The sequence below is a fragment of the Frigoribacterium sp. 2-23 genome (genome assembly GCF_049601585.1).
Classification (GTDB): Bacteria; Actinomycetota; Actinomycetes; order Actinomycetales; family Microbacteriaceae; genus Frigoribacterium.
The window spans coordinates 2,738,090-2,763,617 of record NZ_CP187126.1 but is presented as its reverse complement, the minus strand read 5'-3'; the positions used below and the strand labels follow the sequence as shown (position 1 = coordinate 2,763,617).

The window sequence follows — 25,528 nt, the reverse complement described above, 5'->3', positions numbered from 1 at the left end:
GTAGACGGGCGGGCGTGCAGTCAGGCCGTGCGGTCAGGCCTTGCCGGGGCGGACCTTGGCGGTGTCGGCGACGTCGATGCGGGTGACGTGGTCGCCGCGATCCTCGGTGGTGATGCGTGGAGCCGCGTCACTCTCGTCGGACTTCGGCGCGCGGGTGAGCTGGTCGTGACGCTTCTCGTCGGCGGTCATGTCGTCGGCGCTCGCGCCACCGGTGTTCGGCTTCGTGGTCATGGCGTCACCGTACGCCGCATGGCCCGTAGTCTGGGCCGATGGCCGGGCGCGTTCTCCTCTGGTGCCGCACCGCGCCTCCTTGGCTCGTGGTCGTCGTCCTCTACGCGGTGTCCCGTCTCGTGTCGAGCGCGTGGCTCGGCGGTCTGTTCGCCGTCGCGAGCGCGAACGACTGGGACTTCGCGAGCCCGCGCCGCGAACCCAGCTTCTTCACGTTCTCGGGGTCGTGGGACGCCTCCTTCTATCGGACCATCGCCCGCGACGGCTACCCGACCGAGCTGCCGACGGACGCGGACGGGGCCGTCAAGCCGAACCCGTGGGCGTTCCTGCCCGTGTTCCCGGCGATCGTCCGGGGCCTGATGCAGGTACTCGGCGTCGACCCGGCGGGGCAGGGCTTCTACACGGTCGGCGTCGTCGTCGCCACGATCGCCGGAGGCGCGGCGGCGGTCGTCCTGCACCGTCTCGTCACCGAGACGGCCGGGTCCCGCAGCGCGGCCACCTGGGCGGTCGCGCTGTTCTGCTTCGGCCCCGTGTCGTTCGTGCTGCAGGTGGTGTACGCCGAGAGCCTGATGCTCTTCCTGCTCTTCGCCTGTCTGCTCGCGCAGGTACGCCGGCAGTATCTCGTGATGATCCCGTTCGGCGTCGTCGCCGCCTTCACGCGGCCCGGGGTGCTGGCCGTCGCTCTGGCGCTGGCCGTCCACGGCGTCGTGCGACTCGTGCGCGAAGGCGCGCGCCCCGGCTTCCCGCTGCGGCAGAGGGTGGAGCTCGTCGTCGCCGGCCTCGTCATCGCGGCCGCCGGTCTCGCCTGGCCGGTGATCGCCGACGCCGTGACGGGCCTCCACGACGCCTATCTCGACACCGAGCTCTCGTGGTGGACCGGCTTCGTCGGTGCGCAGAGCTTCACGCCGCTGACCCCGTGGTTCGTGATGGCGACGACCTTCCTCGGCTGGGCCGGTGTCGTGCTCGTCCTGGCCGTGCTCGCGCTGGTCGTGTGGTTCCTCACGCGACCGAGCACCCGGTCGCTGGGGGTCGACGTCGTCGCGTTCGCGGGCTCGTACGTGCTCTATCTGGTGGCCGTCTTCCTGCCGCAGCAGAGCCTGCCCCGGCTGCTCATGCCGCTCGCCCCCGTGCTCGGGACGCCCGCGATCGCACGCTCACCGCGCCTCCGGACGTCGTTGCTCGTGGGTGGCGCGGCGCTCCAACCGGTGGCGGTCGTGCTTCTCTGGTTCGTCGGCTACCCCTGACGGGGGTGAGCGCTCTCGTCGATTTCGCACGACCTGTCTGCATAGAATCGAGTTCCGCCGTACACCGTGCGCGCCCGTCTGTCCGCTGGAATCTGCCTGCGGGTGATCACCGGGGCCGCGCCGATGACCGAGAGGACACCGCGTGAGCGACCTCCGCCGCGACCGACCCGAGCGCGCCCGCCGTTCCGCCCGACCCCGCAGATCGTGGGGTCTGCCGACGCGTGCCGCGAGCGGCGCCGGCGGTGCGGGCACCGGCATCAGGGTCGCCGACGCCGCGACGACCGGTGTCGCCCGGCACGGCCGACTGCACCGCACCCGCCCGGTGACCACCGTGCTCAAGGTGGTCGCGGCCGCGCTCGCCGTCGTGCTGGTCAGCGGCGCCTCGGTCGGCGCGATCGCCGCGTACCAGGTGACGACCGACATCGGCGACGGTGTCGTGCTTAACGCGGCCGAGGGCGAGACGTCCAAGCCGGCGCCGCCGTCGATCGGCGAGTACGAGGGCGGCTTCAACATCCTCGTCGTGGGCACCGACAACGACGCGGCCCAAGACCAGGGAGCGTTCGGCAAGCGGGACGCGACGCTCAACGACGTCAACATCCTGCTGCACGTGTCCGCCGACCACACCAACGCGACGGCCGTGAGCATCCCGCGTGACATGGTCGTGCCCATCCCCGCCTGCGCGAAGGCCGACGGCAACGGCTACTACTCGGCCATGTCCGCCCGCCCCATCAACGAGGCCTTCTCGTACGGTGGCCTGAGCTGCGTCGTGTCGACCGTGACGAAGCTGACCGGGCTGGACATCCCCTTCGCCGGGATGATCTCGTTCAACGGCGTCATCGAGATGTCGAACGCGGTCGGCGGAGTGCCCGTGTGCGCGGCGACCCCGATCAAGGACCGCTACACCGGCCTCGACATCCCGGCCGGCGAATCCGTCCTGCAGGGCGCCGACGCCCTCGCCTTCCTCCGCACCCGCCACGGCGTCGGCGACGGCTCCGACCTCGGTCGCATCAGCAGCCAGCAGGTCTACCTGTCGTCGCTGCTGCGCACCGTCAAGAGCGCCGACACGCTCGGCAACCCGACCAAGCTGTACTCGCTGGCGCGTGCCGCCGCGAGCAACATGCAGCTCTCGGACGGGCTGACCAAGATCGACACCATGGTCCAGATCGGACTCGCCCTGCGCGACCTGCCGCTCGAGAACGTGAACTTCGTGCAGTACCCGGGCTCCACCGGGGGCTCCGGTGTCTACGAGGGCAAGGTCCAGCCCGACACCTATACGGCCAAGAAGCTGTTCGACGCGATCGCCAACGACAAGCCGTTCGCCCTCGACGCGAACAGCACGGGCCTCGGCTCGGAGAACACGGCGCCCGCGACCGAGCCGCCGGCCGCAGGGTCGGGTGCCGAAGCGACCGTCCCGCCCGCGACCACACCGCCCACGTCGGCCCCGCCCGCATCCGGGACACCGGCCGACCCGGCCTCGGGCGCGCCGACCGATACGGGTACGGGGGCGACCGGTCAGACCGAGGTCATCTCGGGGCTCAGTGGCCAGACCGCGGCCGACCAGACCTGCTCGGTGGGCTTCGGCAAGAAGTGAGGCGGCCGTCGGGCTGGCGAGGGGGACGTCCCGGCGAGTAACCAGCTCGCCGGGACGGCCTTTTCTCATACGGCGGCCCGAACGCGCTCGCATGAGGCCCTGCGGCACCAGGATCAGGGGTGGAACCGCAGGGGGTCGAACCGCCGGCAACGCTGTCGGCCGGGGTGTGCCCGAACGACGTCGCCAATCGGGGGCGGCGGTGTTCTCAGGGGATGGGCACGGTCCGTGGGGTGGCGTCGACGCTGTCGGGCCTGTCATCGATTCGGCGTCGGGTTGCCTGTGGAACGAGATGATGACATGTCCGCCGTCTACGGCGACAGGGGTACTCTATGTGTCCCTCATTGTGGGGACAAGAGAAAGTATGGCCCCCATATGGGGGGTCTACGGGTGATCATCGGGTGAGGGAGGCCCGGTTCGGCTTTGGCCGGATCAGCCGCTATGCTTGTCGTCGCGTGCCCGCTCTGCAGGCCGCAAGGAGACGTCGCATAGTTCGGCCTAGTGCACCACCCTGCTAAGGTGGAGTTCCCTTATAGGGAACCGTGGGTTCAAATCCCACCGTCTCCGCTGGCCACGTCGTGATCCTCTCTCGCCAGAGGTGTTGCGGGGTGGCCTCCTTTTTTGTTCCGGCAGACTGTCCTCATGACCGTCACGCTGACCGCCCGTGCCCTGCTCTTCGACATGGACGGCACCCTCGTCGACTCGACGGCGACCGTCGAACGCGTCTGGGCCGGTTTCGCGGAGCGGCACGGCGTCGACCTCACCGAGCTGCTCGCGTTCTCGCACGGTCGGCAGACACTCGACACGGTCGAGAGGTTCCTGCCCGATGCGGACGCCGCGACCCAGCGCCGCGAGGTCGACGGACTCGTCGGCGGAGAGCACGAGGGCTCGGACGACATCGTCGAGATCCCCGGCGCGGCCGCTCTGCTCGCCGCCGTCGAGGCCCTTCCGGAGGCGCGGGTCGCGATCGTCACGTCGGCTCCGCACGCGCTGGCGCTGGCTCGCATCCGCGGCGCCGGCCTGCCCGTGCCCGAGGTGCTCGTCGCGGCGGACGACGTCGCGACCGGCAAGCCGTCGCCCGAGGGCTACCTGCGCGCTGCCGAGCTGCTCGGGGTCGAGCCCGGCGACTGCATCGTCTTCGAGGACGCCGGGGCGGGGCTCGAGGCGGGCCGCGCCTCCGGGGCGACCGTCGTCGTCGTGGGCGACCACGCCGGGCCGGCCGCCGACGGGCTCGCCCGCATCGCCGACTACACCGACGTGCGCGTTGCCGCGGCCGACGACGGACGCATCGCGCTGACGTTCGGCTGAGCCCGCCGAGAACCTCGTTCTGATGAATGCACCTCGCTCGAACGAGGTGTGTTGATCAGAACGGGGTGCGGGGCAGGGCAGTGCGGGGTATGTGGGGCAGGGCAGTGCGGGGGAGGCGGCGCGCGCAGCGTCAGCCGCGCAGCGGGTGCGACGCCTCGACGTTGCTGCGGTTCGCGACGCCATGCGCGAACTCGGCGAGCGTCTCGTGCGCCGTGTGTTCCGGAGCCCAGCCGAGCACCTCGCGCGCCCGTTCCGTCGACATGACGGGCACCTTGGCCGCGATGTCGAGCCAGCCGGGGTCGGTCTTCTGCAGCCGCAGCATCCAGGTCGCCCACACGATCACGCGCAGCACGCGATACGGCACGGGCACGAGGTGCGAGCCGAACGCGTGGGCCACGTCGCTCGAGTCGACGACGGGCTCGGCCGCGAGGTTGAAGGCCCCGGAGGCGCGGCGATCGATCGCGCGCCAGAACGCGTCGGCGACGTCGTCGGCGTGCACGACCTGCGACACGAAGCGCGGCGACAGGGGGAGGAACGGTGGGCGGACGTGACGCATCCACCGGGTCGGGATGCGACGGCCGGCGAAGAGCCCGATGATCTCTGCCGCCGCGTGGCGCTGCAGGACGAGGCCGGGGCGCATGCGGGTGACGATCGTGTCGGGGTAGGCCCGGGCGAACGAGTTGAGCATCTTCTCGTTGGCCGACTTGTGCTGGGCGTAGTGCGAGCGGCGGACACCTTTCGTGCGCCATGTCTCGTCGACGAGCCGCCGCTTGGGGCCGCGGCTGTAGGCGCCGACCGACGAGGCGACGACGACCTGGGGCACGCCGGCCGCCACGACGGAGCGCAACACGTTGCGGGTGCCCGTGACGTTCGTGCGCTCGAGGACGGCCTTCTTGTGGTTCGGCTGCATCGCCCAGGCCAGGTGGATCACGGCGTCGGCGCCCTCGAACGCCGCCGTCAGCGCGTCGGACGCGCCGTCCTCGCCGATGTCGATGGTGAACCACTCGACGTCGCCGTACGGGGGCGACGCCAGACGAGGAGCGCGACGAGCGATACCGACGATCTCGGTCACCGTCGATTCGGCCTGCAGGCGGGTCAACACGGCCGTGCCCAGGTTGCCCGTGGCTCCGACGACGACCACGCGCATGAGGGCTCCTTCTGAGTCAGGTGAGTGCGCGGTGGGTGACTGCCGCGCCTTCGCCGAGCCTACGCTCACGGGCTGGACGAACGGCGGGTGGCTCCGGGGTGGGACTCAATCGGCCGACGGACCTGCCGCGGCGGCGATCGCGTCGACCGTGGCGGCGTCGAGTACGAACACTTCGAGGCCGTCACCGGGCGCGGACGCGCGCTGCGTGGTGACCGTCACCGTGCCTCCGGCGCTGATGTCGACGACGGCGAAGCCGGAGCCGCGCAGCGCGCGTTCGGTGCCGTGTGGGGCGGTGACATCGGTGTCGTTCGCGATGCCGGGTGCGACGACGACGGGGACGTCGCCGAGCGAGCCGGCGAAGAAGTGGTGGTAATGCCCGGCGAGGACGACGCGGACGTCGCTGCCCTCGAAGAGCTCGTCGAGGTCGTGCGGGTTCTGCAGGCGCAGCGCCTGGTGCAGGGTCGTGGGCGCGTCGAGGGGCGGGTGGTGCAGCACGACGACGGTGCCGCGGTCGGCCGGTGTCGAGAGCTCCGTGCGCAGGGCGTCGAGCTGCGCGGGCCGGAGCAGCCCGTAGCCGCGCCCGGGCACGGACGTGTCGAGGCCGATCACGCGCCAGCCGTCGACCGTCGTGACGCTGTCGAGCGGGCCGGCGGGGTCTCCGCCGAAGACCTCGGCGAACCCGGCGCGCTGGTCGTGGTTGCCGGGGACGACGACGATCGCCGCGCCCCTCTCGTCGGCCCACTCGGCGAGTCGGTTCTGCAGGAGTCGGTACGAGGCGATGCTCCCGTCGTCCGACAGATCGCCCGATCCGACCAGCAGACCGACGTCGGGCACGGCGTGCGCGGTGCTCAGGACGAGGTCGAGGGCGGCCGTCGTGTCGACGACGCGCTGGTGCAGGGAGCCGTCGCCCGTCAGGTGCGAGTCGCTCAGGTGGACGATGCGGAGGGCTCCGGGGGAGAGGGGCTGCATGCGTGCCACCGTAGCCGTGTCCTGAGTTCGCGACGCGGGCGGCGGCTGGGCAGGCTGCGCCGGTTGCGCCGGTTGCGCCGGTTGCGTCGGTTGCGCCGGCCGAGTGGGCGGTTCGTGGGGCACGCGCCCTGCGCGGGTCTTGCGGGCTCCACGCCGAGGGTGCACGATGTGCCCACGATCCCCGACGAGGAGGCCCCATGTCGACGCAGCTCAACCCGTATCTCGGGTTCCGCGACACCGCCCGCGAGGCGATGGAGTTCTACCAGTCGACGTTCGGGGGCGAGCTCACGGTCAGCACGTTCCGCGACTTCGGCATGGAGACGAGCCCACACGAGGCCGACCGGGTGATGCACGCCCAACTGACGACACCGGGCGGACTCGTGCTGATGGGGGCCGATGCGCCGGACAGCGTCGAGCGGAACCCCGGCGACAGCATCTCGCTGTCGCTCAGCGGCGACGACGCCGTCGAGCTCACCGGGTACTTCGACGCGCTCGCCGAGGGCGGGCACGTCGCCGTGCCGCTCCTGAAGGCTCCCTGGGGCGACAGCTTCGGCATGTGCGTCGACCGCTTCGGCGTGCAGTGGATGGTGAACATCGCGGGCGGCGCCTCCTGACGACGCGGTCGCGCGCGACGGCGGGTCGGCCGGGCCGCTAGGGCAGGATGGTCGGATGCCCGCCGCGACCCCTCGTCCCGAGACGTCCCTCGTCGACAGCGCGCGCTGTCCGTGCCTGAGCGGCCAGCCCTACGACGAGTGCTGCGGACCGTTGCACGCGGGCGACCCCGCCCCGACGGCGGAGCGGTTGATGCGCTCGCGGTACTCGGCGTTCGTGCTGCGCCGCGCCTCCTACCTGCTGTCGACCTGGCACGCGTCGACGCGGCCGGCGACGCTCGAGCTCGACGACGACGTGCGGTGGTTCCGGCTCGACATCGTGCGGACCGAGCGCGGCGGGCCGTTCGACCGCGACGGCGTGGTCGAGTTCGCCGCTCACTACCGCTCGGGCGGCGAGGCCGGCGTGCAGCACGAGGTCAGCCGGTTCGTGCGCGTCGACGGTCGCTGGCAGTACGTCGCCGCCATCGGCTGAGCCGCGCGGTCGCGCGGGACGGGCGGCCCGGGGCGGCCCGGCCCGGCTCCTCCGATCGGTCTCGAATTTGCGACCATCTCGCGCTCGGCAGCGCTGGAAACCTCGTTCCGGCCGTACCGCGGCGCGAAACGGTCGCAAATTCGGAGAAGCAGCGGAGGCGCGGGGCGGCCCGGCAGGACGGGCGGCCCGGCGAGACAGGCGGCCCGGCGGGGCGGGTGCCGGTCAGGCGGAGGCGGTGCCCTCGAGGTGACCGCCGGCCGCCGCGGCCTGGTTGAGGGCGTTCGCGACGTCGGCGAACGCGTTCTGCCCCTTGGCCGCGCCGATCGCGCCGCCCTTGATCATGCTGCCGCCGAGCTCGCGGTGCAGGCGCGCGACGAGGCGGCCGTGCTCGTCGACGAAGTACTGCACGAACATCGTGATGTGGAACCCCTTGCCGGCGAGACCGCCGAGCAGGAGCGTCTTCGCGAGGCTGCCGCGTGTCGCCTTCGTCGAGCCGTTCGGCAGGATCTCGAGCGAGAACCCCTGGTTCTGCAGCGTCTGGTCGATCAGACGACGGGCGCTGTCGTGATCTCCCGAGAAGAAGTAGTCGTAGCTGTTCTCTGCCATGGTTCCCCCGAATCGGTCGTGACGGGCGGATCGACGCCGATGCGTCTCCTGCCCGACGATCACCCTAGAGCGCGGCGAGCGGTTTGCGCATCTCGATCTCCTGCGCCGTCGGGTCGAGCACGTAGGGGACGAGGACGCCGGTCGACTCGTAGCCGCGCCGCGTGTAGAACGCGATGGCCCGGGGGTTCGCCTCGTGCACGTGCAGCGTGAGGGAGTCGCCCTCCGTGCGCGCCCACTCCTCGATCGTGTCGAGCAGGGCGTCGGTCACGCCCGCCATCGATCCGCGGTGCGTCGGGGTGACGTAGACGCCGACGAGCATGGGCGTGGTCGGTGTCTCGAGATAGCCGCCCATGGTGCCGACCCAGTCGCCGGTCTCGTCGTCGATCGCCGCGACGAGGGTGCCGTGCGGGTTGCCGCCGCGGGCTCCGCGGGCACGCCACTCGGTCTCGGTCAGCGTGCGGGCCGCATCGACGGTCTCGCCGAACGCGTGCGGGGTGTCCTCGAGCGCCTCGAGGCGGAGGTCGCGGACCTGGCGCCAATCGTCCTCGGTGGTGCGGCGGATGGTCAGGGAACGTGCGGCGGCCATTCCCTCACGCTAGCGCGCGGGGCGGGTCCGCGGCGCGCGCGGCAGCGGTGCGGGTGCCGAGCCGACCCTCTGCTCGGGGCGGGCCGTCGCGATCAGCGTCGCGCGCCTCCCGCGCTCGTCGGGTTCGGTGTCGTGACCGAGTACCTGCGCGCGTTCAGGGGTGTGGGCCACGATCGAGGCCGTCCAGGCGCAGATCAGGGCGTCGAGCAGGTCCTCGCGGTGCTTGTAGGCGCGGTCGACGAGCGGCGAGGGCTCGTCGAGCAGCATCCGCGTGGTCTCGTGCGAGCCCGGACGCAGCGGGGGAGTGGCGTGCTCCAGCGTGCCCACCCGGCGGATCAGCTCGTCGCAGGCCGCGGCTCGGGCCGGGCGCCGCGCCTCCTTCTCGAGAGACGTGTCGGGGCGTTTGTAGCGCGGCCGCCGCTCGTCGTAGCCGAGCTCGGCCATGCCGACGATGGTCGTGTACGGGTAGCACTCGAAGTACGTGCGCGCGTCGGCCGGGTGCGCGTGCAGCCCGTCGTCGTAGGCGAAGCCGTGCTCGTCGAGCCGGGCCGCGAGCGTCCGGCCCGCGAGCCACCCCAAGGAGGCGCTGGTCGCGTTCGCCGCGACGTGCCACCGGCCGTAGCCGCGTGCGACGTCGCGCTCGCTCGGGCGCATGCCCGTCGCGTTGGGCACGAGCAGCGGCGCGTCCACGGCGACGACGCTGCCCGGAGTGGCGAGGCGCACGATCCAGGCGAGCACGTCGTCGACGCCGCGCGCCCAACCCGCATCGAGCACGGTGCCGTCGGCGTCGATCGCGACGAGACCAGTCTCGTTGGCGGGACGGGTGGGGGTGCCCTCGCCCCAGGCGAGGTCGACGCCGAGGTAGCGCGGGGCCGCGGCGGTCGGCAACTTAGGCGGGACGGTCGGCATCGAGTCGAGCGTAGGCGCGAGCGGTCGCGGGTGATACTGGACGCATGTCGACGCCCCCGTCCCCGCCCGCGCGCACCGTGCCTCCTGGTCGGACGCCCGCGCCCGCCGAGCTCCGCCGCTGGCGCCGCTACCTCGCCGACGAGCGCGCCGAGGAGGCGACGTACCGCGACCTGGCCCGGCGCCGCACGGGCGAGGAGCGCGAGATCCTGCTCGCGCTCGCCGAGGCCGAGGGGCGGCACGCCCAGCACTGGATCGACCTGCTCGGCGACCAGGTCGGCCGCCCGGCCCGCACCGATCTGCGCACCCAGGTGCTCGGCGTCCTGGCCCGGCGGTTCGGCTCGATCTTCGTGTTGGCACTGGTGCAGAGCGCCGAGGGGCGGTCGCCGTACGCGACGGATGCCGACGCGACCGACGCGATGGCCGCCGACGAGCGGGTGCACGGCGAGGTCGTCCGGGGTCTCGCCGAGCGCGGGCGCAACCGGCTGTCGGGCACGTTCCGTGCGGCGGTGTTCGGCGCCAACGACGGACTCGTCAGCAACCTCGCCCTCGTGCTCGGCATCAGCGCGTCGGGGGCGGCGAACTCGGTCGTGCTCCTCGCCGGCCTGTCGGGTCTGCTCGCCGGAGCCCTCTCGATGGGAGCCGGCGAATACGTCTCCGTGCGGTCGCAGCGCGAGCTGCTCGACGCCTCGCGCCCCGACCCCGAGGCGCGCGCCGTGCTGCCCGACCTCGACGTCGACGCGAACGAGCTCGCCCTGGTCTACCGCGCTCGCGGCATGTCGGCGGAGGCGGCCGAGGACCGCGCGCGCGACGTGCTCCGGGCGCTGAAGCCGGTGACGGCCCCGTTCGCGCTGCCGCCCGTCGGGGCGGCGCCGCTCGCCGCGTCGGCCGGCTCGGCCGGAACCGCAGGCGTGTCCGGCCTCGACGGTGCAGCCGAGGAGGCGCGCGAGGGCCTCGATGCCGGGGCCGATGTCGTCGACGGGACCCGTGCCTCCTCGGCTCCCGAGCCGGACGAGCACGAGGCCATCGGCACCGGCCTCGGCGCCGCGATCTCGAGTTTCTGCTTCTTCGCGTCAGGGGCCGTCATCGCGGTGCTGCCGTATCTGTTCGGGCTGCAGGGCCTCGTCGCCGTGGTCGTCGCGGCCGTGCTCGTCGGGCTCGCGCTGCTCGGGACAGGAGCGATCGTCGGACTCCTGTCGGGCGCGAGCCCCCTCAAGCGGGCACTGCGTCAGCTCGGCATCGGGTACGGAGCGGCCGCCGTGACGTACCTGCTCGGACTGCTGTTCGGCACCGCCGGCGGCTGATCGGCACCCCTGTCCGCATCGAAGTGTCGCTAACGGTGGGTGTCGGCGCGAAACATCGACCCGACGCGACACATCGTTGAGGGGCCGGGGCCTGGGAGCCCCTAGTCAGAACGAGGTGTCGCTCACGGTGGGTGTTGGCGCGAAACATCGACCCGACGCGACACTTCGTTTGGAAAGGGAGAAAGAGGGGAGCGGCGAGCTAGGCCTTGCGGTCGAGCTTCCAGGCGATCCAGGCGGTGACGAGGACGACCCCGGCGGCGGCGAGGCGGGCGCCCATCAGCACACCCTGGCCGGTCGACGTCGTGACGCTCATGTCCATGCCGATCGCGATCGCCCAGACCGCCCCCGACGACGCGAGGCACGCGACGAGCGCGAGGCCGATGATCCCGGACACGAACCCGTGTGCGCGGCCCTTCACGAGGTCGACCCCGCGGGCGTCTCGCGACAGGTGTGCGGCGAACGTGCGGACGATGCCGAGCCAGAGCAGCGACACGGCGCACGCCCCGACGACGTCGCTGCAGCGGTGCCAGCCGAACGCCACGGTCTGCTCGGCGACGATGGCCGCGAACGCGGTGCCGATGACGTAGAGCAGCGGGCGGCTGCGACGACCGAAGGCGGTCATGATCGCGAGCAGGCTGGCGACGGCGATCGTCGTGTGCCCGCTCGGGAAGCTGTTCTGGTAGAACTCGCCCGTCAGGTCGGGCCGCGGTGCGATGGCCTTGATGAGCTGCGTGGTGACGGTCGCGCCGACGATCAGCACGCCGGCCTGCACGGCCGCCCCGGGACGACGACGGATGAACGCGAACAGCATCGTGACGCCCACGACGAGGATGACGGCGGGCGGCGAGATCGCGTCCAGCGCGGCCCCCGACGACAACAGCGTCGTGCCGTCGACGGAACTGAGGATGCTGTCTTCCACGGCCTGGCCGGTCGAGGTGAGGACGGCCGCGACGTAGACGCCGACGACGGCCGCGCTCGAGACGCTCGACAGGGCGATCCAGCGGGCCGCGACCCGACGGCGGACAGCCGGGGAGGTCGAGACGGTCGCGGATGCACTCACCGTGACATCCAACAACAGGTCGGCTGGAAGCCCGCTCTGTCCGACCTGACCAAGCCCGGTGAGCGAGGCCCGACACCTGTCGTCGAATCCGCCGACAAGGAGGCGCGGGTCAGCTCATCGGGACGCGACCCGTCTCGAGATCGCCGCCTTCTCCATCAGCCGCCACGTGCCTCCTCGGAGCGGGACGGCCGTGACGACGACGTACGCGATCGCGAGCACCGCGAACGAGATCGTCAGGCCGATCGTGTCGGCCGCGAGTCCGCCGAGGAGCGCGCCGAACGGGATGCCGGCCCAGGCCCCGGCGTTGATGAGGCCGAAGACGCGGGCGCGCATGTGCTCGGGCACGCGTTCGAGCTCGACCGCGCCGAGGATCGGGTTCAGCGCCCCGGCCGCCAGCCCCGACAGGGCGGTCGCGGCGATCAGCCACGGCAGGGGCAGGCCGACGGCGAAGGCGGCGAGGGACGGGCCTCCGGCGAGCATGAAGCAGATCGAGAAGGTGAGGCGACGCGGCATGCGATGCGCGACGAAGCCGAACAGGATGCTACCGACCAGCGCACCGCCGCCCATCACCGCGACGAGGGCGCCGAGGGCGGCGGCCCCGCCGAGTCGATCGGCCGCGTAGAGCGGCATCAGCGACGACGACCGCGCCGCGTCGAACAGGTTGGTGACGAGCACGAGCAGCACGATCGCCCGCATCAACGGGTCGCGGGAGACGAAGCGGAAGCCCTCGGCGAGGTCGCTCCAGTAGGAGGCGCGGGTGGGGGAGGGCGCGTCGGTGGCGGTCGCCGGGTCGGAGGCGGTCGCGCCGGACGCCACGCTGCGCGCCGCCGGCCTCGGCACGAGCAGCAGCGTGATCAGTGCCGAGACGGCGAACGAGGCGGCGTCGACGAACAGGGCGTTCAGCGGACCCGCGGCCGCGACGAGCAGTCCGGCGAGCGGGGCGCCGACCAGTCGGGCGAAGCGTTCGGAGCCGTCGAGGAAGCCGACGCTCCGCTCGAGTGTGACCCCGGCGGCGGTCGAGAAGCCGGGCAGCATGACGCGACGGGCGGTCTGCCCCGGGGTGTCGAGCAGCCCGCCGACGAAGACGAGTGCGAGCAGTGCCCAGAACGGCAGGCCGGTCGTGAGCGCCAGGACGGGGATCGCCAGCACCGTGACACCGCTGACCACGTCGGCCGTGATCGCGGCCCGGCGGTGGCCGATGCGGTCGACGACCACGCCGCCGAGGGGGCCGCCGATGATGACGGGCGCCGTCGCGAAGAACGCCGCGACCCCGATCTGCAGCCCCGAGCCGCCCGTCGCGAGGACGTAGAACGGCACGGCGAACGTGGTGACCACGTTGCCGGTCTGGGAGATGGCGTGAGCGGCGAGCAGCGACCAGAGCACGCGGGAGGCGGCGGGGCGGGAACGGGGCCGCGCCTCCTCGGCCGGTCGTCCTGCGGGGTCGATGCCGGCGGACGCAGGGGTGGAGTCGGTCATCGTCGTCACGCCTCGGGGCGGCGGTAGGCCTGGTAGACGAGCGTGACGAGCTCGGCACCGGGGGTCGCCGCGGCCTGGTTGACGGTGCTCGCGTCGACGAAACGCGACACGACCGACTCGAGGTCGGCACGCAGCTCGGCCAGCTGCTCGACCGTCAGATGCAAGCTGCGGTCGGAGCTGGCGGCCGCCGCCACCCACTCGCGCGGCATCGTCGGCACGGCGTCGAGATAGGCCATGAAGTTCGTCAGGTACGCCTGGCCGATGGCGCGTTGCAGTGCCGTCGAGGCCTGCAGCTGGGTGGGGTCGTCGATCTGGTCGGCGGGCTCCCACGCGGTGAGGTCGGTGGTCGCCCGCCACCAGCGCTCGCGGCGGTCGGTGCCCTGGTCGGTCTGCTCGATGAGGCCGATGGAGGCGAGCTTGCCGAGGTGGTAGCTGATCGTTCCGGGGGCCTCGTCGACGGCATCGCCCAGATGCGCTGCCGTCTGGGGGCCGCGTTCGCGGAGCAGGCCGAGCAGGTGGAGGCGCGTGGGGTGTGCGAGCACGCGCATGGCGGTGGCGTCGGTGAGGGTGGTGCGGCTCTCGTGCGGCATGCCTCGACCATAGATGCACAAGGAGTATTGCGCAAGAGTCGTTGTGGATGTGTGCGGACCCAGCCTCGGGGTGTTCCCTGGACGTTCGACACCGAGAACACGAGGAGGCTCACCATGAGCGACGAGAAACTGAACGGTGTGCAGAACGGCACGGTCGACGAGGACGTGTCGCGAGACGAGACGACCGCGGACGAAGAGGCCCACGACGTCAACCACGACGGGACACAGGAGGACGGGATGCCGTCCCGTGAGACCACCGTCGAGACGACCGAGGGGCGAGACGATCGCGGGGTGACTCCGGCGAAGCCCGGGCCGCCGAAGCGACGCGAGGCCGGCACGGCCGACTCGCGTGACGTGGACGCATTGCTGGGCGAGCGCCGCGGACCGAGCGAGGGGCCGCACTCGTACTGAGTCGGTCTTCGGGCCGCTGTTCGCCCGGCGGGCTCGTGTGACAGCGCCTTCTGTGCAGGGCACCGCGTCATGACCCGGTGTCGTGTGCAGAAAGCGGTGTCACGCCACGGGGCGAGGGCTCTCGCAGGCGTCGTCCGCCGTCCGTGCCCTCGATTCGCGAACCTGCCGAGGCTCGTGTAGTGTTTCCTCTGGCCAATCGGCCGGTATCACGCGCCTGTAGCTCAACGGATAGAGCATCTGACTACGGATCAGAAGGTTGGGGGTTCGAGTCCCTCCAGGCGCACCAGAGATGCAGAACGGCCCAGTCGCAAGCTGGGCCGTTCGTCGTTTCCGGAGCGGCTCGGTCCCTCGGCCGCGGCAGCCTCTGGTCAGTCGGCTCTCCGTTCTGCTGAGCGCTCGTGGCCGACGGCGAAGGCGAGCAATTGCGTCGAGTAGTACCCGTCGAAGCCGACCAGCGAGGCCAGCCCCGACGGCAGCAGGCCGGCGAAGATGCAGCCGTCGAGTCCCTGGCCCACCGCACTGAGCCAGGCGGTCTGGCAGGCTGCGCCGGCTCGTTCGAGCAGGAGGCGGTAGCCGTGCTCCCCATCGGCCTCGACGGCTGCGGCCAGGGAACCCGCCACGACCACGATGGCGGAGGCCGCCGCGAACTCGGGCTGGAGGACCAACCCGTCCAGGAACTCCTGGTCCTCGACCGCCGCGAGCAACTCCAGGCGCCCGTCGACGTGCTCGTGGACACCGGTGCTGAGGCCGTCGACATTCCGCACCGCGACAAGCACCCGCAGGGGCGACGTCTCCTGATGACCGGACCAGAGGTCGATGTCGGCGCGGCGGACGGAGGCGCAGAGCCGCTCGAGCTGTGCCGGGTCGAGCGGGGCGTCCTCGAAGTCCTTCACGGCACGTCGCGCGCCCAGAGCCGCGCTGGAGGCGGAGTCGGATTCAGGCCACATGGTCGTGACGGGCCCCCGCAGCCCCTTGGTCGACGCCGAAGCGCTCTCGGCGCGCACGTCGCGGAACAGCTCCCAGGAGCTACGCATGGTGGCCTCCGGTGATCTCGAGGTGGGCCGTCACGATCTGCTCCTTCGCGTCGATTCCGAACTCGCCCTCGAGGCTCGCATCGTCCCAGGCGAGATGGTTGCCGACGGCGAGGCCGGCCGAGGCGGCCGCGAGCCGCAGACTGGCGAGAGCGGCGCCGGTGTCGAGATGGACGATGCGGTAGCCGAAGATGTTGTACTTCGACCAGACGCGGCTGACCTCGCACACGACCGTCAGACGAAGTCCTTCGGGCAGGGCACTGCCCGGGTCGCGGAGGCGCGTGAGCGACCGGGAACCGGCGTCGAAGAACCAGCGCCCGTCGTCGAGGCTCGGCACACCGGCGCATGAGAGGTACGCCTGGGGCGAGCCGAGGTTGCCGCCGGTCGGGGTCCACCGTCGAATGGCCGACTCCTCCTCCGACCTCCGTCGATGCACCCCGAACGAGAGCTGGAGGAGCCGCGAGACGGCTGCGAGGTCGAGCGTTCCGTCGCGCTCGACGGGGTCGACGGCGTGTACCTCGGGCAGGACGACGGCCTCTCGCCCCGGTATCGTCCGCTGCTCGTACTGCAGCGAGACGCTCGACGGCTCGTAGTGCTTCTGGTGTCCTCTCGGTCGTCGGAGGCGCGCCGGCAGCATCGCCACGGCGGTCTCGAAGCGATACGCAACCGGTGGCTCCTCGACGAGTGGCCCGCCACCGCCGCAGGTCGGGCAGCCGGGCCGGGAGTGCATCGCCAGGGCCTCGGTGCGGAGCGGCGACGACGTCACCCGGAGGGCGTTGTTCATCGTCTGGGCCGACCCGGTCTCCGAGATCATGAGCACCGCCTCCTGCGCCACGACCGCCCCGATCAGTCGGCCCACCGTCGAGCCCATGGGTAGCACATCGAGGTCGACCTGGCCCGCCGCGCACTCGAGACAGGGGCCGAAGTCGGGGTAGCTCACCGGGCCGACGACCACGCCGTCGGCCTCCACATGCACCGGCAGCACGGGCACGCCGTCCTCGCGCAGCCGACGTGCGTGCCCCACGACGGCCTCGCGGGATCTCGAGGTCAGCACGGCGATCGCCAGGTCGGGGAGCCCCGCGGGTCGGTCGTCGGCCTCCTCCGCGTCGTCGACGGCCGAGACGCCCGACGCACCGAGCTGTCGTGCGAGCGACGGCAGCGCTCCGACCTCGCCGAGCAGGCGCACCCGTGCCGCGGCGACCCGGGCGAGTGCCTCCCGGCCCGACGGGTTCGATCGGGTCTCGTCGCTGGCTCGGTGCAGGAACGTGAGCACGGGATCGGACGCGTCGCCCGGCTCTCCGTCGACGAGCAGACCGGCCGCGAAGAGGATCATCAGGACCTGACGGATGGCATCGGCGTCGATCCCGGACTCCGACGCCAGCTCGTCATGGGTGCGCGTGCCATCGAGGAGGGGGAGCACCGCGGTGAGGAGCGCTCTCGTCGAGGTGCCCCGCAACACGCGTCGGGAATGCAGGCCCTCGACGACGAAGCCGTCCCGGAGCCACGCGGTCATCACGCCGGGGGTCGCGCACGGGCGCGCCGGCGGCGTGAGTTGGGGGTCGCCCGCCGCGGCGCGGGTGAGCCCGGCGGCGTCCATGGTGTGTGGGGTCACGCGAGGTGCCCTCGCTCTCTCTCGGGGCGGGCCGCGGCCGGGGCGAGGTCGCCCAGGGCGCCCGCGAGGGTCGACTCCTGGAACGGCGTCAGCCCGAGTCGGTTCGCAGTCAGGTGGAGGTGGTGGTGCAGGTAATAGGCGAGGGGCCGGCCCGGTGCGTGGGGGCCGGCGACGACGTGCTCGGCGTACGGCGTCCAGGCGTTCCCGTCCGTGGCATCGACGACCTCCTCGACGATCTCGCGGAGCCGGGCAGCGGACGGCCGGGCGGCGTCCTGCACCGTCGCAGGTCCGGCCCACCAATCCCGGTGCGCGTGCGCGAAGGCCCGGATGACGTCGGCCGGTGGCGACCAGGCCCGGACGACGGCGAGCTGGGCCGTCGCGGCGATCCTCACCCGCGCCTCCTCGTCCAGGCCCCGGTCGGCGACGGCGGCGAGCACCGGGGCGCTCGACGAGGAGAACGCGCGTTCGGCGGCGGCCAGCGGCGCACCCGAGCCCCACTTGCCGGTCTCGGGCTCGTACAGGCCGCCGATCAGCCGCACCGTGCCGCCCCCGTCCGTCGATGAGCTGACGGCGCCGAGCATGCTCGTCCGGGAGCTCGCGCCCCTGCCGACCAGGGGCCTGCGCCGAGCGACGAAGAGCTCGTGGTGGAGGGCGTCGGCCACGTCGGGGTCGGAGAGCAGGCGGAAGCGCACGTGGGGGCCGTGCTCGTCGACGAAGCGCAGGAAGAACCAGCGCTCGCCGCGGGGCTCCCACCGTGCCGCGAGCGGGACGAGCCACTCGCGGAGCACGCGGTCGAGGTCGAGGTCGTCGGCCCGCTCCGGGTAGGCGGACACGTAGCTCCAGACCTCTGGCGGGCGACGGTCCGCCCGCTCGCCGGCCCTGGCCTCGTGCGCGGTCACCGAGCGTCCTCCTGCCACCGCAGCAGCCGCAGGTGCTCCACGACCCTGTCCGCGGCGGCCCGAGTCGGCGATGCCTCCTGCACCCGGAGCAGTTCCGCCCCGGCGACGTGCTCGGCGACCGCGAGGACGGCATGGAGGGAACGGAAGTCGAGCCACACCGGCTTGCGGGTCGAGGCGTCGACGGGATCGCTACCGATCGCCACGACGAAGACCTCGTCGGGCATGCCGTGTCCACGGCGCCAGCCATCGACTTCGAGCAGGTAGGCGACGGCGTCGACCAGCGGACGGTCGGCGGTCGGGAAGGTGTCCCCGGGCAGGTCCCACGTCTCCCGCTCGACGACGACGGCGCCGTCGACCGTGCACCGATCGCGGTGCCCGGGGCGGCTCGCCACGAGCATGCGGCGCACGTAGGGGTTCGACGCCCGCGAGAGCTCCGAACCGTCGACCCACGGGTCCATGACCGTCAGGGCGAGTCGCGTGGCGAGATCGAACGACCACGGCGGGACGACGCCGAGGTACACGGGTGCCACGAGATCGCCCCGAGCGGTCCTGAACTCGAGGGTGTCCGACGCGGCGTCATGAGTGAGAGACAGGTCCGAGAAGGAGGTGGCCCCGGCGCGACGAGGGACGCCGTCGGCCGGCCAGTGCAGCACCTCTCGTCCGCCGGCCCCCTGGCGCTGCAACGAGTTCACGTCGTGGTTCGGCACGAAGGGCAGCCACGGGACGTCGCCGAAGCAGGAGTCGAGCCACGCATCGACCGCCGTGCGGACGGGCCCACGGTCCTCGCCGTCGAGCTGGCCGTAGCGGGCGATGATGCCGCCCAGCCCTCCGTGCACCTGGTTGAGCACGAGCGCGTCGCCTCCCGTCGTCGCCTCCTGGTAGCTCACCGCTGCCGTGGGGGGTGCCGTCGTGCGGCCGACGGGGCCCCGCGCATGAGCATCGGCGGGATCGGCCGCGTGTGTGCTGTCGGCCGTCCACCTCCGGTGCACCTCCGCGGCCCAGGTCGGGTCGCCTGCGGCCTCGTGGAAGAACAGGGCTGCGTCGACGGCCCGGCCGCCGATACCGTGACGTGCCGTGAACGCCTCGACGACGGCACCGTAGGCCCGCGAGCGGAAGAACGTCGGCCGCAGGTGATCGGCGACCGCCTGGAGGGCACGTCCGTCGTCGGGCGGAACGCGCACGTGCGGCGACACCGAGTCCTCGTAGACGACCCGGCGGGGGTCGAGGTCGGCGTCGAGCGCGTCTGCCGCCGCGGCGAGGTGGTGGTTCAGGCTGCCGAGGGCGGAGCGCCGGTCGTCCCCACTCAGCGCGGCGACCTCGTCGGCATGCTCGAGGGCCCGCTCGAGGTGCCCCGCGGCGTCGACGCCGACCGGTGTGCCCGACGCGGCCAGCACCGCGGCGAGGTCTGCCAGCCGTCCTCCGTCGGGCCCGAGCGGGACGACGGGCTCGACGAGACCCGATGCCACCCAGCGTCCGACGCGGGCGTCCGGATCGGCGGCCCCCGCCGCGAGCCGTCTGAGGTCGTCCCAGGTGAGGGGATGGCAGGGGGCGTCCGAGACCTCGCTCGACGAGTCGTCGACGGTACTCATCGAGGTGGTGCCCCAGCCGAACCCGCCCACGATGGAGACGCGGCGGCGGATGACCCGCCGACCCTCGCCGCGGTCTGTCTCTCCCGACCGACGCCACACGAGGGTGCGGCGCACCGCCGGGTCGGCCGCCGCAGCAGCGAGCAGCGTCGGCACGAGAGTGGGTGAGATCTGCACCACGCGCCGGGCGGGCCCGGCATCCGACTCGTGCCGGATGCCGGCCAGCGTGGAGAGCGGGGTCGGCTTGAGCGCGGCCCGGGCCACGGCGAACAGCGCCTTCCTCGCGAGCCGCGATCCGGCCACGAGGTCGGCCCCGCCGACGGACCGGCGCAGCTCCGGCGACACCAGCGACAGGGCGTCGTCGACAGCGGGGGCGGCCAGCGCCGCCCGGAGGAGCCCCTCGGCGTGTCGGGTGTCGTCGGCGACCGCGGTGCGGAGGTGGTCCGCCGCCGCATCGTGCGCGTCCTGAGCGGTCTCGAGGGCACGCCGGTGTCCCGGCGTCGTCCACTCGGCCACGAGCTCGAGGTCGGGCTGCCCGAGCCGCGTTCCTCGGTGCAGGCGCCGACGAGCGGACAGGAGACGCCGCCGCGTCGGGCCGTCTGCCCGGGGCACCGCATCGTGCAACGCGTCGGCCGCGCGATTCGCTTCGAGCGCCGCGATGCGGGCGGTCTCGTGGACGGCAGCGAGCAGATCCGCCGTGACGGCCCGGCTGAGGTCGAGCGACGAGGTGGGCAGGGCGGCGATGCGCGCGAGACGGGGCCCGGCCACCACGCTCACGACGTCACCACCCGCAGCACGGCCACGGCCGAGACGACGAGCGTCATCACGATGAAAGCGGCGTAGCAGGCGCAGACCGCGGCATACGCCCAGTAGCCGGCGCGCGTGCGTGCGCTGGTCGTGCGGAGGTGAGCCGGGAGCTCTCGACGGCCGAGTCTGAGGACGACGTAGAGGAACGCCCGCGTGCGCATGTTCACCGACCCCAGGAGCGACTCGAGGACGTAGTAGCCGTCGGTGCGGAAGAGCGGGTTGAGGTTGATGACCAGGCTGTAGACCTGGAAGTAGCTGAGCCACGTCATCACGGTCCGGATCTCGGGGGATTCCACGAGGGTGGCCGAACCCGCCACGAGCCCGAGACAGAGGAGATCCCAGAGCGGACCTGACAGCGACACCATCGCGCGGCCTCCCCGCGAACGGAGCCCATAAGTGGACGACCGGTCCACGTAGCCCGCGGGGACCACGGAGAAGACGAGCCCGACGCCCATGTCCCGGACAGGGAGCCGGAGGAACCCCATCGTCAGCGCATGCAGGAGCTCGTGGATGGCCAGCTGGACGATCAGGAGGGCGATGATCGCGGCGACCCCACTGGCCGGCGGGAGACCCGTCGGCGCGCCGATCGACGGGACGCCCCACGCGGCGGCGGCCAGCGGGAGGCCGAGGAGGAGGGCCACGACGAGCCCGCGCGGGAGCGTCGCGACCGCCGCCCCCCACGACTCGACGCGACGGGTCGCGGAGGCGGACAGCGGGAACCGCCGGAAGAGGTCGAGCCCCGCCCAGCGTTGGAGCCGCGCGCTCCGACGGGCACGGTCTTCTCTCGGCGGGACGTTGAGGAGACCGCCGTCTTGGAGGGCGACGAGGAACTGACCCAGCGGGTCGCGCTCGGGTGTGGCCGAGGCTGCGCCGGCACCGGGCACCCGGCGATAGAGTTCTCGACCGGAACAGCCCTCGCGCAGGAGGTCGACGACGGTCAGCGACGCCCGCGAGACCGAGTAATGGTGGCCCGACCCGGTGACGAGCAGAGGGCGACCCTCGGCGCCTTCGCGGACCTCGAGCGCGGCCGTGATCTGGATGAACGGGACGTCTCGCCAGGCGAGATCGTCCGGGGTCTGGGGGCGACCTGCGGCCGGGCGAACCGTCACAGTGAGGCCGCCCGGCCGCAGGTGTGGTGCATCTCTCGGGGCTCAGGACTTGTACGTGCTCAGGCTGCTGCCCGTGCCGATGGAGCCGGTGGCGCTCGAGAAGGTCGATCCCGTGCCGGCGCTGCTCGTGCCGGGCGAGACCGAGTCGGGCAGGTCCTCGATCGAGAGTTCCTCGACGGAGACCAGGTCGACCGTGTTGATGTTCTTCATCATTTCCCCTTTGTAATGACGGCGCCGCACATAGAAAACTGCGAGAGCGGGTGCCCCCCACCGCGACGCTCACGGAGACCGTAGACACGGATGTGAGGGTCTGTCAAGGAGGTTCGCGAGCATTGCCGGTAAATGTCGCCGGCACTCAAAGTGCCTGAATTTGCAGGGATGTTGGCGGGAAGACAGAGTTGTCTCCCCCGCGAGACGGAGACTTGGCCACGGGTCTTGCGCTCCCCCCGGATGGGTGGGTTATGGTGACGAGGACTCATTGTTCGTCTTCGTGACGGGCATCCACACGTGTTAACGGCGATGTTGCTGTTAATGCAGGTGATGACTACGAATTGGGGGTAGCCATGATCGAGGCATCACGGAGCCGTATTGCGGCCTCGGGGGGAGGCGCCGACTCCGGCGTCGTCGATGTCACGGACGTCGTCAAGTCGTACGGCGACAAGAAGGTCCTCCGAGGCGTATCGCTCAGCGTGGCCCCGGGCGAGATCTTCGGCCTGCTCGGCCCGAACGGCGCCGGCAAGTCGACGCTCCTCGAGAGCATCGTCGGCCTGCGCCGCATCGACTCCGGCACCATCTCCGTGCTCGGGCACGAGCCCACGTCCTCGAGGGCGTTCATCACGTCCCGCGTCTCCGTCCAGCCCCAGTCGGCCAGCCTGTTCGAGACCCTCTCGGTGGTCGAGACGCTGCGTCTCTACGCGTCCTTCCACGAGTCGCCGCGTCCGGTGGCGGAGGTGATGGAGGAGATCGGTCTGGTGGAGAAGGCGAGCACCTGGTCGCGGGACCTGTCGGGCGGGCAGCTGCGCCGTCTCCTGCTGGGTGTCGCCCTCATCGGCGACCCCGAGGTGGTCGTCCTCGACGAGCCCTCGGCGGGCCTCGACCCCAAGGCGAAACAGGGGCTGCTCGCCGTCGTGCGGCAGCTCAGGGACTCCGGGGTCACCGTGCTCTTCTCCACCCACGACATGCAGGAGGCGACTCAGGTCTGCGACCGCGTCGCGATCCTGGTCGACGGCGTCGTCCGGGCCCTCGACTCGCCGGCGGAGCTCGTCCGCTTGAGCGGGCTGATGAGCACGGTCTCGTTCGTCGTCGACGCCGATGCCGACCTCGCCGACCTGCGCGCCGCCATCACCGTCACGTCCTTCGAGGAGTCGATGGTCGCCGACGGGAAGAAGATCGAGATCGCCACGGAGGATCCGGACTCGGTCATGCGAGCCGTCACGTTCCGCTCGCGGCTGCACGCGCGGAGCTTCTCGGTCGAGAGGAGCACGCTCGAGAACTACTTCCTCGACGTCGTGTCGACCTCGGGATCGGAGCCCGCGTCTCCCGGCCACGGCGAAAGGAGGCGCGCATGACCGCGACCGACACGCGGCGGAGCGGCTCGGCCGAGCCGGTCGCCGTCCGCTCTGCGTTCACCGAACTCAGCACGTGGAACGCGAAGGAGCTCTACCGCGACCGGAAGGGCTCCTTCTCGATCCTCTTCATGTTCTTCTTCTTCTTCCTCCTGATCATCGGTCTCAACTTCGTCGTCAACTACGGCAACCGACCCGAGCCGGTGGTCGCCGTGAGTGGCGAGCAGTCCGCCGTCGATGACGTCATGTCGTCGCTGGAGCGGGCCGGTATCCCGGCGTCGACATCCTCGGACGCTGCGGGCGACACCGACGCCGTCGTCGTGGTCGACGCCGACCGTGCAGTCATCATGCTCAGCTCGGAGGACCCGCCCCGGTGGATCGCCTTGGCGTCGGCGGTGGCCGACACCGGCTACTCGTCGGGAGACGTCGTGGTCGTCGACGACACGGGCGCACCTCAGCTCGACCTTCTCAGGTCGAACCTCGCCGGGGTGGCCGCGATCGGTTTCATGGCCATCACCTTCATGGGCACCGCGGTGCCGGTCGTGTCGCTGCGACAGCGGGGGACGCTCCGCCTGCTCGGCACCACGCCCGTCCGCAAGCTCACCTTCATCGCCGCGCAGACCCCGGTCCGCTTCGGCCTCGGGGCCGTCGTCGGGGCCGTCGTGGTCGCGGTCGCGGCCTCACTCGGCTACCTCGACGTCGCCGGTACCCTGCGCCTGATCGTCACGTTCGTGTTGGGGCTCCTGATGTTCTTCTCCTTCGCGTACCTCCTCGCCTCGCGGTCGCGGAACGCCGAGATCATCAACCAGATCAGCGTGCTCGTGCCCGTGCTGGCCCTCTTCGCCTCGGGAAACGTCTTCCCGAAGGACTTCCTGCCCGACGGCGTGCTCGTCGCCCTCGACGTGCTGCCGACCACGTGGTTCATGCAGGCGGCCGGCCGCGACCTGACCGGAACCGAGGGGTTCGCGAGTGTCTACGTCCTCTGGGCCATGATGCTCGGCGCCACCGTGGTCGTCTCCGCACTCGCAGCCAAGCTCTTCCTCTGGGACGACCGCGAGCGATGAGTACGACGACCGACACGGTGCCCGCCGGCACCGGCTACGTCCTGCCGCCCGAGCTGACTGCGCTCGACGCCGTGGTGTCCGCGGAGGCCGGCCTCGTCGAGTCGGTGGGCCGGGTGTCCGCCGAGGGTTCCGCCTTCGCCGTGTTCGGAGCCGTCCTCGGCGGCATCGGCAAGGTGCACGCCAACATCGACCGGTCGGCGTCTCGTGCCTCCGCGGTGGAGATCAGCGGCACGGGAGGCGATGTCGAGCCCGACCTGGCTCGGGCCATCTCGATCGTGGAGGCGATCGAGAGGCACGCGAACTGCGTCCCGTCGCGGCCGGTGCGCTGGTCGTCCCTCGACGACCTCGACGGACCCGCCCTCGACATGTCCCAGGTGCCGGTCTGCAGCCCCGAGGAGCTCGCCGATCCCCGGTGCCCGGTCGTGACCTTCGATTCGGCCGAGACGATCCGATGGGTCCAGGGCTGGTCCCTGACTGCCTCGGAGCCGACGTGGGTGCCTGCGGTCATGACCTGGCTGCACATGCCTCCGCTGACGCGGAGCGAGCGGTTCACCCTTCCCATCTCCACGGGCTGCGCCGCCCACACCGACCTCGCAGCGGCTGTCGTGGGAGGGCTCTGCGAGGTCGTCGAGCGCGACGCCATCGCTCTCGTGTGGCTGCAGAAGCTGCCTCTGCCGCCCATCGACTTCACCGGTGCCCCGGCCGAGGTGAGGGAGCGGCTGGCGGCGGCCGAGCGCGACGGGCGGAGCTATCGCTTCTTCGACGCGACCACCGACCTCGGCATACCGACCGTCTACTGCCTCGAGATCGATGAGCGCCACGACACCCTGCGGCAGATCGTCATGTGCGACTGCAACCTCGATCCGGCCCTCTCGGTGATGAAGATCCTCCGCGAGGTCGCGGCCTCACGCCTCGGCCTCGAGACGTTCGGCGAGATTCCCGACGACGTCAACTCCTTCATCACGGTCTACGACGGCGCCATCTACATGGGCGCCCCCGAGCGCAGCTCGTCGTTCGACTTCCTCGTCGACTCTCAGACGCCTCCGGTGCGCCTCGTCGACATGGGCGTGACGGGATTGAGAACCCCGCACGACAAGCTCGACTTCCTGGTCGAGCGCCTCGCGTCGCGCGGCTACGACGTGGTCGCCGTCGACATCTCGACGCGGGAGTCCGAGATGGCGGGCGTGCACGTCGTCAAGGTCGTCGTGCCGCAACTCGTTCCTCTCTCGTTCGTCCATTCCGCCCGGTTCCTCGGCTCGCCCCGTGTCGTCTCCGCACCCACGGCGATGGGTCATCCCGGACGAACCCTCGAGACCGTCACCGACGATCCCCAGCCTTTCGCGTGAGGA

At 71.7% G+C, this 25,528-nt stretch carries 25 protein-coding genes and 2 tRNA genes; 12 read left to right on the top strand and 15 right to left on the bottom strand.

What is annotated here, in order from left to right:
• Positions 1 to 33 precede the first annotated feature (33 nt).
• Positions 34 to 231 (bottom strand): hypothetical protein, encoded by a 198-nt coding sequence (locus ACPEEZ_RS13070; protein WP_423919835.1) that lies wholly within the window; start codon positions 229 to 231, stop codon positions 34 to 36.
• Positions 232 to 269: 38 nt separating this feature from the next.
• Here ACPEEZ_RS13070 and ACPEEZ_RS13065 point away from each other — a divergent pair, with 38 nt between their 5' ends.
• From ACPEEZ_RS13065 to ACPEEZ_RS13050, 4 genes are all read left to right on the top strand, one after another.
• Complete coding sequence (locus ACPEEZ_RS13065) at positions 270 to 1,472, top strand: mannosyltransferase family protein (protein ID WP_423919832.1); 1,203 nt, start codon at positions 270 to 272, stop codon at positions 1,470 to 1,472.
• A 142-nt stretch (positions 1,473 to 1,614) separates the two neighbouring features.
• The gene (locus ACPEEZ_RS13060; protein ID WP_423919829.1) at positions 1,615 to 3,063 is read left to right on the top strand and encodes an LCP family protein; all 1,449 of its coding nucleotides are present in this window, start codon (positions 1,615 to 1,617) and stop codon (positions 3,061 to 3,063) included.
• Positions 3,064 to 3,537: 474 nt separating this feature from the next.
• A tRNA-Ser gene (locus tag ACPEEZ_RS13055) sits at positions 3,538 to 3,627 on the top strand.
• A 75-nt stretch (positions 3,628 to 3,702) separates the two neighbouring features.
• Positions 3,703 to 4,368 carry an HAD-IA family hydrolase gene (locus tag ACPEEZ_RS13050; protein ID WP_423919827.1) on the top strand — a complete coding sequence of 222 codons (666 nt, stop codon included), beginning with the start codon at positions 3,703 to 3,705 and terminating at the stop codon, positions 4,366 to 4,368.
• 130 nt (positions 4,369 to 4,498) lie between these two features.
• Here the strand turns inward: ACPEEZ_RS13050 and ACPEEZ_RS13045 are convergent, their stop codons facing one another.
• Both ACPEEZ_RS13045 and ACPEEZ_RS13040 read right to left on the bottom strand, forming a co-directional pair.
• Positions 4,499 to 5,515 (bottom strand): NAD-dependent epimerase/dehydratase family protein, encoded by a 1,017-nt coding sequence (locus ACPEEZ_RS13045; RefSeq protein WP_423919824.1) that lies wholly within the window; start codon positions 5,513 to 5,515, stop codon positions 4,499 to 4,501.
• 105 nt (positions 5,516 to 5,620) lie between these two features.
• Positions 5,621 to 6,484, bottom strand: coding sequence for a metallophosphoesterase (locus ACPEEZ_RS13040; RefSeq protein WP_423919822.1), 864 nt, complete (start codon positions 6,482 to 6,484; stop codon positions 5,621 to 5,623).
• A gap of 197 nt (positions 6,485 to 6,681) precedes the next feature.
• Here ACPEEZ_RS13040 and ACPEEZ_RS13035 point away from each other — a divergent pair, with 197 nt between their 5' ends.
• Together ACPEEZ_RS13035 and ACPEEZ_RS13030 are read left to right on the top strand one after the other, a co-directional pair.
• Positions 6,682 to 7,098, top strand: a complete 417-nt coding sequence (locus ACPEEZ_RS13035; protein WP_423919819.1) for a VOC family protein — start codon at positions 6,682 to 6,684, stop codon at positions 7,096 to 7,098.
• Between the two features lie 55 nt (positions 7,099 to 7,153).
• Positions 7,154 to 7,567, top strand: a complete 414-nt coding sequence (locus ACPEEZ_RS13030; protein WP_423919816.1) for a YchJ family protein — start codon at positions 7,154 to 7,156, stop codon at positions 7,565 to 7,567.
• 222 nt (positions 7,568 to 7,789) lie between these two features.
• Here the strand turns inward: ACPEEZ_RS13030 and ACPEEZ_RS13025 are convergent, their stop codons facing one another.
• The 3 genes from ACPEEZ_RS13025 to ACPEEZ_RS13015 all read right to left on the bottom strand — a co-directional run bounded on the left by ACPEEZ_RS13025 (position 7,790) and on the right by ACPEEZ_RS13015 (position 9,668).
• Positions 7,790 to 8,173 (bottom strand): hypothetical protein, encoded by a 384-nt coding sequence (locus ACPEEZ_RS13025; RefSeq protein ID WP_423919813.1) that lies wholly within the window; start codon positions 8,171 to 8,173, stop codon positions 7,790 to 7,792.
• A 64-nt stretch (positions 8,174 to 8,237) separates the two neighbouring features.
• Positions 8,238 to 8,759 (bottom strand): N-acetyltransferase family protein, encoded by a 522-nt coding sequence (locus tag ACPEEZ_RS13020; RefSeq protein WP_423919811.1) that lies wholly within the window; start codon positions 8,757 to 8,759, stop codon positions 8,238 to 8,240.
• A 9-nt stretch (positions 8,760 to 8,768) separates the two neighbouring features.
• Entirely contained in the window at positions 8,769 to 9,668 is a 900-nt protein-coding gene (locus ACPEEZ_RS13015; RefSeq protein WP_423919808.1) for a DUF429 domain-containing protein, read from the bottom strand.
• 44 nt (positions 9,669 to 9,712) lie between these two features.
• On the opposite strand from ACPEEZ_RS13015, the gene ACPEEZ_RS13010 reads away from it, so the two are divergent.
• Positions 9,713 to 10,969: a VIT1/CCC1 transporter family protein gene (locus ACPEEZ_RS13010; RefSeq protein ID WP_423919806.1), complete on the top strand. Its 1,257-nt coding sequence runs from the start codon at positions 9,713 to 9,715 to the stop codon at positions 10,967 to 10,969.
• A gap of 199 nt (positions 10,970 to 11,168) precedes the next feature.
• On the opposite strand, the gene ACPEEZ_RS13005 is transcribed toward ACPEEZ_RS13010, so the two are convergent.
• The 3 genes from ACPEEZ_RS13005 to ACPEEZ_RS12995 form a co-directional block, all read right to left on the bottom strand.
• Complete coding sequence (locus ACPEEZ_RS13005) at positions 11,169 to 12,029, bottom strand: phosphatase PAP2 family protein (protein WP_423919803.1); 861 nt, start codon at positions 12,027 to 12,029, stop codon at positions 11,169 to 11,171.
• A 114-nt stretch (positions 12,030 to 12,143) separates the two neighbouring features.
• The gene (locus tag ACPEEZ_RS13000) at positions 12,144 to 13,505 is read right to left on the bottom strand and encodes an MFS transporter (protein WP_423919800.1); all 1,362 of its coding nucleotides are present in this window, start codon (positions 13,503 to 13,505) and stop codon (positions 12,144 to 12,146) included.
• 5 nt (positions 13,506 to 13,510) lie between these two features.
• Positions 13,511 to 14,095 (bottom strand): ArsR/SmtB family transcription factor, encoded by a 585-nt coding sequence (locus ACPEEZ_RS12995; RefSeq protein WP_423919797.1) that lies wholly within the window; start codon positions 14,093 to 14,095, stop codon positions 13,511 to 13,513.
• Between the two features lie 114 nt (positions 14,096 to 14,209).
• Between ACPEEZ_RS12995 and ACPEEZ_RS12990 the strand changes: the two genes are divergently transcribed.
• Complete coding sequence (locus tag ACPEEZ_RS12990) at positions 14,210 to 14,506, top strand: hypothetical protein (RefSeq protein WP_423919794.1); 297 nt, start codon at positions 14,210 to 14,212, stop codon at positions 14,504 to 14,506.
• Between the two features lie 210 nt (positions 14,507 to 14,716).
• A tRNA-Arg gene (locus ACPEEZ_RS12985) sits at positions 14,717 to 14,792 on the top strand.
• A gap of 82 nt (positions 14,793 to 14,874) precedes the next feature.
• Here ACPEEZ_RS12985 and ACPEEZ_RS12980 read toward each other — a convergent pair.
• The 6 genes from ACPEEZ_RS12980 to ACPEEZ_RS12955 are packed head-to-tail and all read right to left on the bottom strand — an operon-like array spanning position 14,875 to position 21,763.
• Complete coding sequence (locus tag ACPEEZ_RS12980; protein ID WP_423919792.1) at positions 14,875 to 15,540, bottom strand: nitroreductase family protein; 666 nt, start codon at positions 15,538 to 15,540, stop codon at positions 14,875 to 14,877.
• Positions 15,533 to 17,149, bottom strand: a complete 1,617-nt coding sequence (locus ACPEEZ_RS12975) for a hypothetical protein (protein WP_423919789.1) — start codon at positions 17,147 to 17,149, stop codon at positions 15,533 to 15,535. Before ACPEEZ_RS12975 ends, ACPEEZ_RS12980 begins: the two co-directional genes overlap by 8 nt.
• Complete coding sequence (locus tag ACPEEZ_RS12970) at positions 17,146 to 18,048, bottom strand: lantibiotic dehydratase C-terminal domain-containing protein (RefSeq protein ID WP_423919787.1); 903 nt, start codon at positions 18,046 to 18,048, stop codon at positions 17,146 to 17,148. The genes ACPEEZ_RS12975 and ACPEEZ_RS12970 overlap by 4 nt, the downstream gene beginning before the upstream one ends.
• The gene (locus ACPEEZ_RS12965) at positions 18,045 to 20,411 is read right to left on the bottom strand and encodes a hypothetical protein (RefSeq protein WP_423919784.1); all 2,367 of its coding nucleotides are present in this window, start codon (positions 20,409 to 20,411) and stop codon (positions 18,045 to 18,047) included. The genes ACPEEZ_RS12970 and ACPEEZ_RS12965 overlap by 4 nt, the downstream gene beginning before the upstream one ends.
• The gene (locus tag ACPEEZ_RS12960) at positions 20,408 to 21,550 is read right to left on the bottom strand and encodes a hypothetical protein (protein WP_423919781.1); all 1,143 of its coding nucleotides are present in this window, start codon (positions 21,548 to 21,550) and stop codon (positions 20,408 to 20,410) included. The genes ACPEEZ_RS12965 and ACPEEZ_RS12960 overlap by 4 nt, the downstream gene beginning before the upstream one ends.
• Positions 21,551 to 21,592: 42 nt before the next feature.
• Positions 21,593 to 21,763, bottom strand: a complete 171-nt coding sequence (locus ACPEEZ_RS12955) for a thiocillin family RiPP (protein ID WP_423919778.1) — start codon at positions 21,761 to 21,763, stop codon at positions 21,593 to 21,595.
• Between the two features lie 350 nt (positions 21,764 to 22,113).
• Between ACPEEZ_RS12955 and ACPEEZ_RS12950 the strand changes: the two genes are divergently transcribed.
• Genes ACPEEZ_RS12950 through ACPEEZ_RS12940 form a run of 3 tightly spaced genes read left to right on the top strand, consistent with a single transcriptional unit; the run spans position 22,114 to position 25,525 of the window.
• Complete coding sequence (locus tag ACPEEZ_RS12950) at positions 22,114 to 23,118, top strand: ABC transporter ATP-binding protein (protein ID WP_423919775.1); 1,005 nt, start codon at positions 22,114 to 22,116, stop codon at positions 23,116 to 23,118.
• The gene (locus ACPEEZ_RS12945) at positions 23,115 to 24,179 is read left to right on the top strand and encodes an ABC transporter permease (protein WP_423919772.1); all 1,065 of its coding nucleotides are present in this window, start codon (positions 23,115 to 23,117) and stop codon (positions 24,177 to 24,179) included. Before ACPEEZ_RS12950 ends, ACPEEZ_RS12945 begins: the two co-directional genes overlap by 4 nt.
• On the top strand, positions 24,176 to 25,525 hold the full coding sequence (locus ACPEEZ_RS12940) for a YcaO-like family protein (RefSeq protein WP_423919770.1): 1,350 nt from the start codon (positions 24,176 to 24,178) through the stop codon (positions 25,523 to 25,525). Before ACPEEZ_RS12945 ends, ACPEEZ_RS12940 begins: the two co-directional genes overlap by 4 nt.
• Positions 25,526 to 25,528 lie beyond the last annotated feature (3 nt).

Bases quoted from the DNA above. Each gene is read 5' to 3' on its own strand.
- ACPEEZ_RS13070 (WP_423919835.1), bottom strand. From the start codon at position 231: ATGACCACGAAGCCGAACACCGGTGGCGCGAGCGCCGACGACATGACC.
- ACPEEZ_RS13065 (WP_423919832.1), top strand. From the start codon at position 270: ATGGCCGGGCGCGTTCTCCTCTGGTGCCGCACCGCGCCTCCTTGGCTC.
- ACPEEZ_RS13050 (WP_423919827.1), top strand. From the start codon at position 3,703: ATGACCGTCACGCTGACCGCCCGTGCCCTGCTCTTCGACATGGACGGC.
- ACPEEZ_RS13045 (WP_423919824.1), bottom strand. From the start codon at position 5,515: ATGCGCGTGGTCGTCGTCGGAGCCACGGGCAACCTGGGCACGGCCGTG.
- ACPEEZ_RS13040 (WP_423919822.1), bottom strand. From the start codon at position 6,484: ATGCAGCCCCTCTCCCCCGGAGCCCTCCGCATCGTCCACCTGAGCGAC.
- ACPEEZ_RS13035 (WP_423919819.1), top strand. From the start codon at position 6,682: ATGTCGACGCAGCTCAACCCGTATCTCGGGTTCCGCGACACCGCCCGC.
- ACPEEZ_RS13030 (WP_423919816.1), top strand. From the start codon at position 7,154: ATGCCCGCCGCGACCCCTCGTCCCGAGACGTCCCTCGTCGACAGCGCG.
- ACPEEZ_RS13025 (WP_423919813.1), bottom strand. From the start codon at position 8,173: ATGGCAGAGAACAGCTACGACTACTTCTTCTCGGGAGATCACGACAGC.
- ACPEEZ_RS13020 (WP_423919811.1), bottom strand. From the start codon at position 8,759: ATGGCCGCCGCACGTTCCCTGACCATCCGCCGCACCACCGAGGACGAT.
- ACPEEZ_RS13015 (WP_423919808.1), bottom strand. From the start codon at position 9,668: ATGCCGACCGTCCCGCCTAAGTTGCCGACCGCCGCGGCCCCGCGCTAC.
- ACPEEZ_RS13010 (WP_423919806.1), top strand. From the start codon at position 9,713: ATGTCGACGCCCCCGTCCCCGCCCGCGCGCACCGTGCCTCCTGGTCGG.
- ACPEEZ_RS13000 (WP_423919800.1), bottom strand. From the start codon at position 13,505: ATGACCGACTCCACCCCTGCGTCCGCCGGCATCGACCCCGCAGGACGA.
- ACPEEZ_RS12995 (WP_423919797.1), bottom strand. From the start codon at position 14,095: ATGCCGCACGAGAGCCGCACCACCCTCACCGACGCCACCGCCATGCGC.
- ACPEEZ_RS12990 (WP_423919794.1), top strand. From the start codon at position 14,210: ATGAGCGACGAGAAACTGAACGGTGTGCAGAACGGCACGGTCGACGAG.
- ACPEEZ_RS12980 (WP_423919792.1), bottom strand. From the start codon at position 15,540: ATGCGTAGCTCCTGGGAGCTGTTCCGCGACGTGCGCGCCGAGAGCGCT.
- ACPEEZ_RS12955 (WP_423919778.1), bottom strand. From the start codon at position 21,763: ATGATGAAGAACATCAACACGGTCGACCTGGTCTCCGTCGAGGAACTC.
- ACPEEZ_RS12950 (WP_423919775.1), top strand. From the start codon at position 22,114: ATGATCGAGGCATCACGGAGCCGTATTGCGGCCTCGGGGGGAGGCGCC.
- ACPEEZ_RS12945 (WP_423919772.1), top strand. From the start codon at position 23,115: ATGACCGCGACCGACACGCGGCGGAGCGGCTCGGCCGAGCCGGTCGCC.
- ACPEEZ_RS12940 (WP_423919770.1), top strand. From the start codon at position 24,176: ATGAGTACGACGACCGACACGGTGCCCGCCGGCACCGGCTACGTCCTG.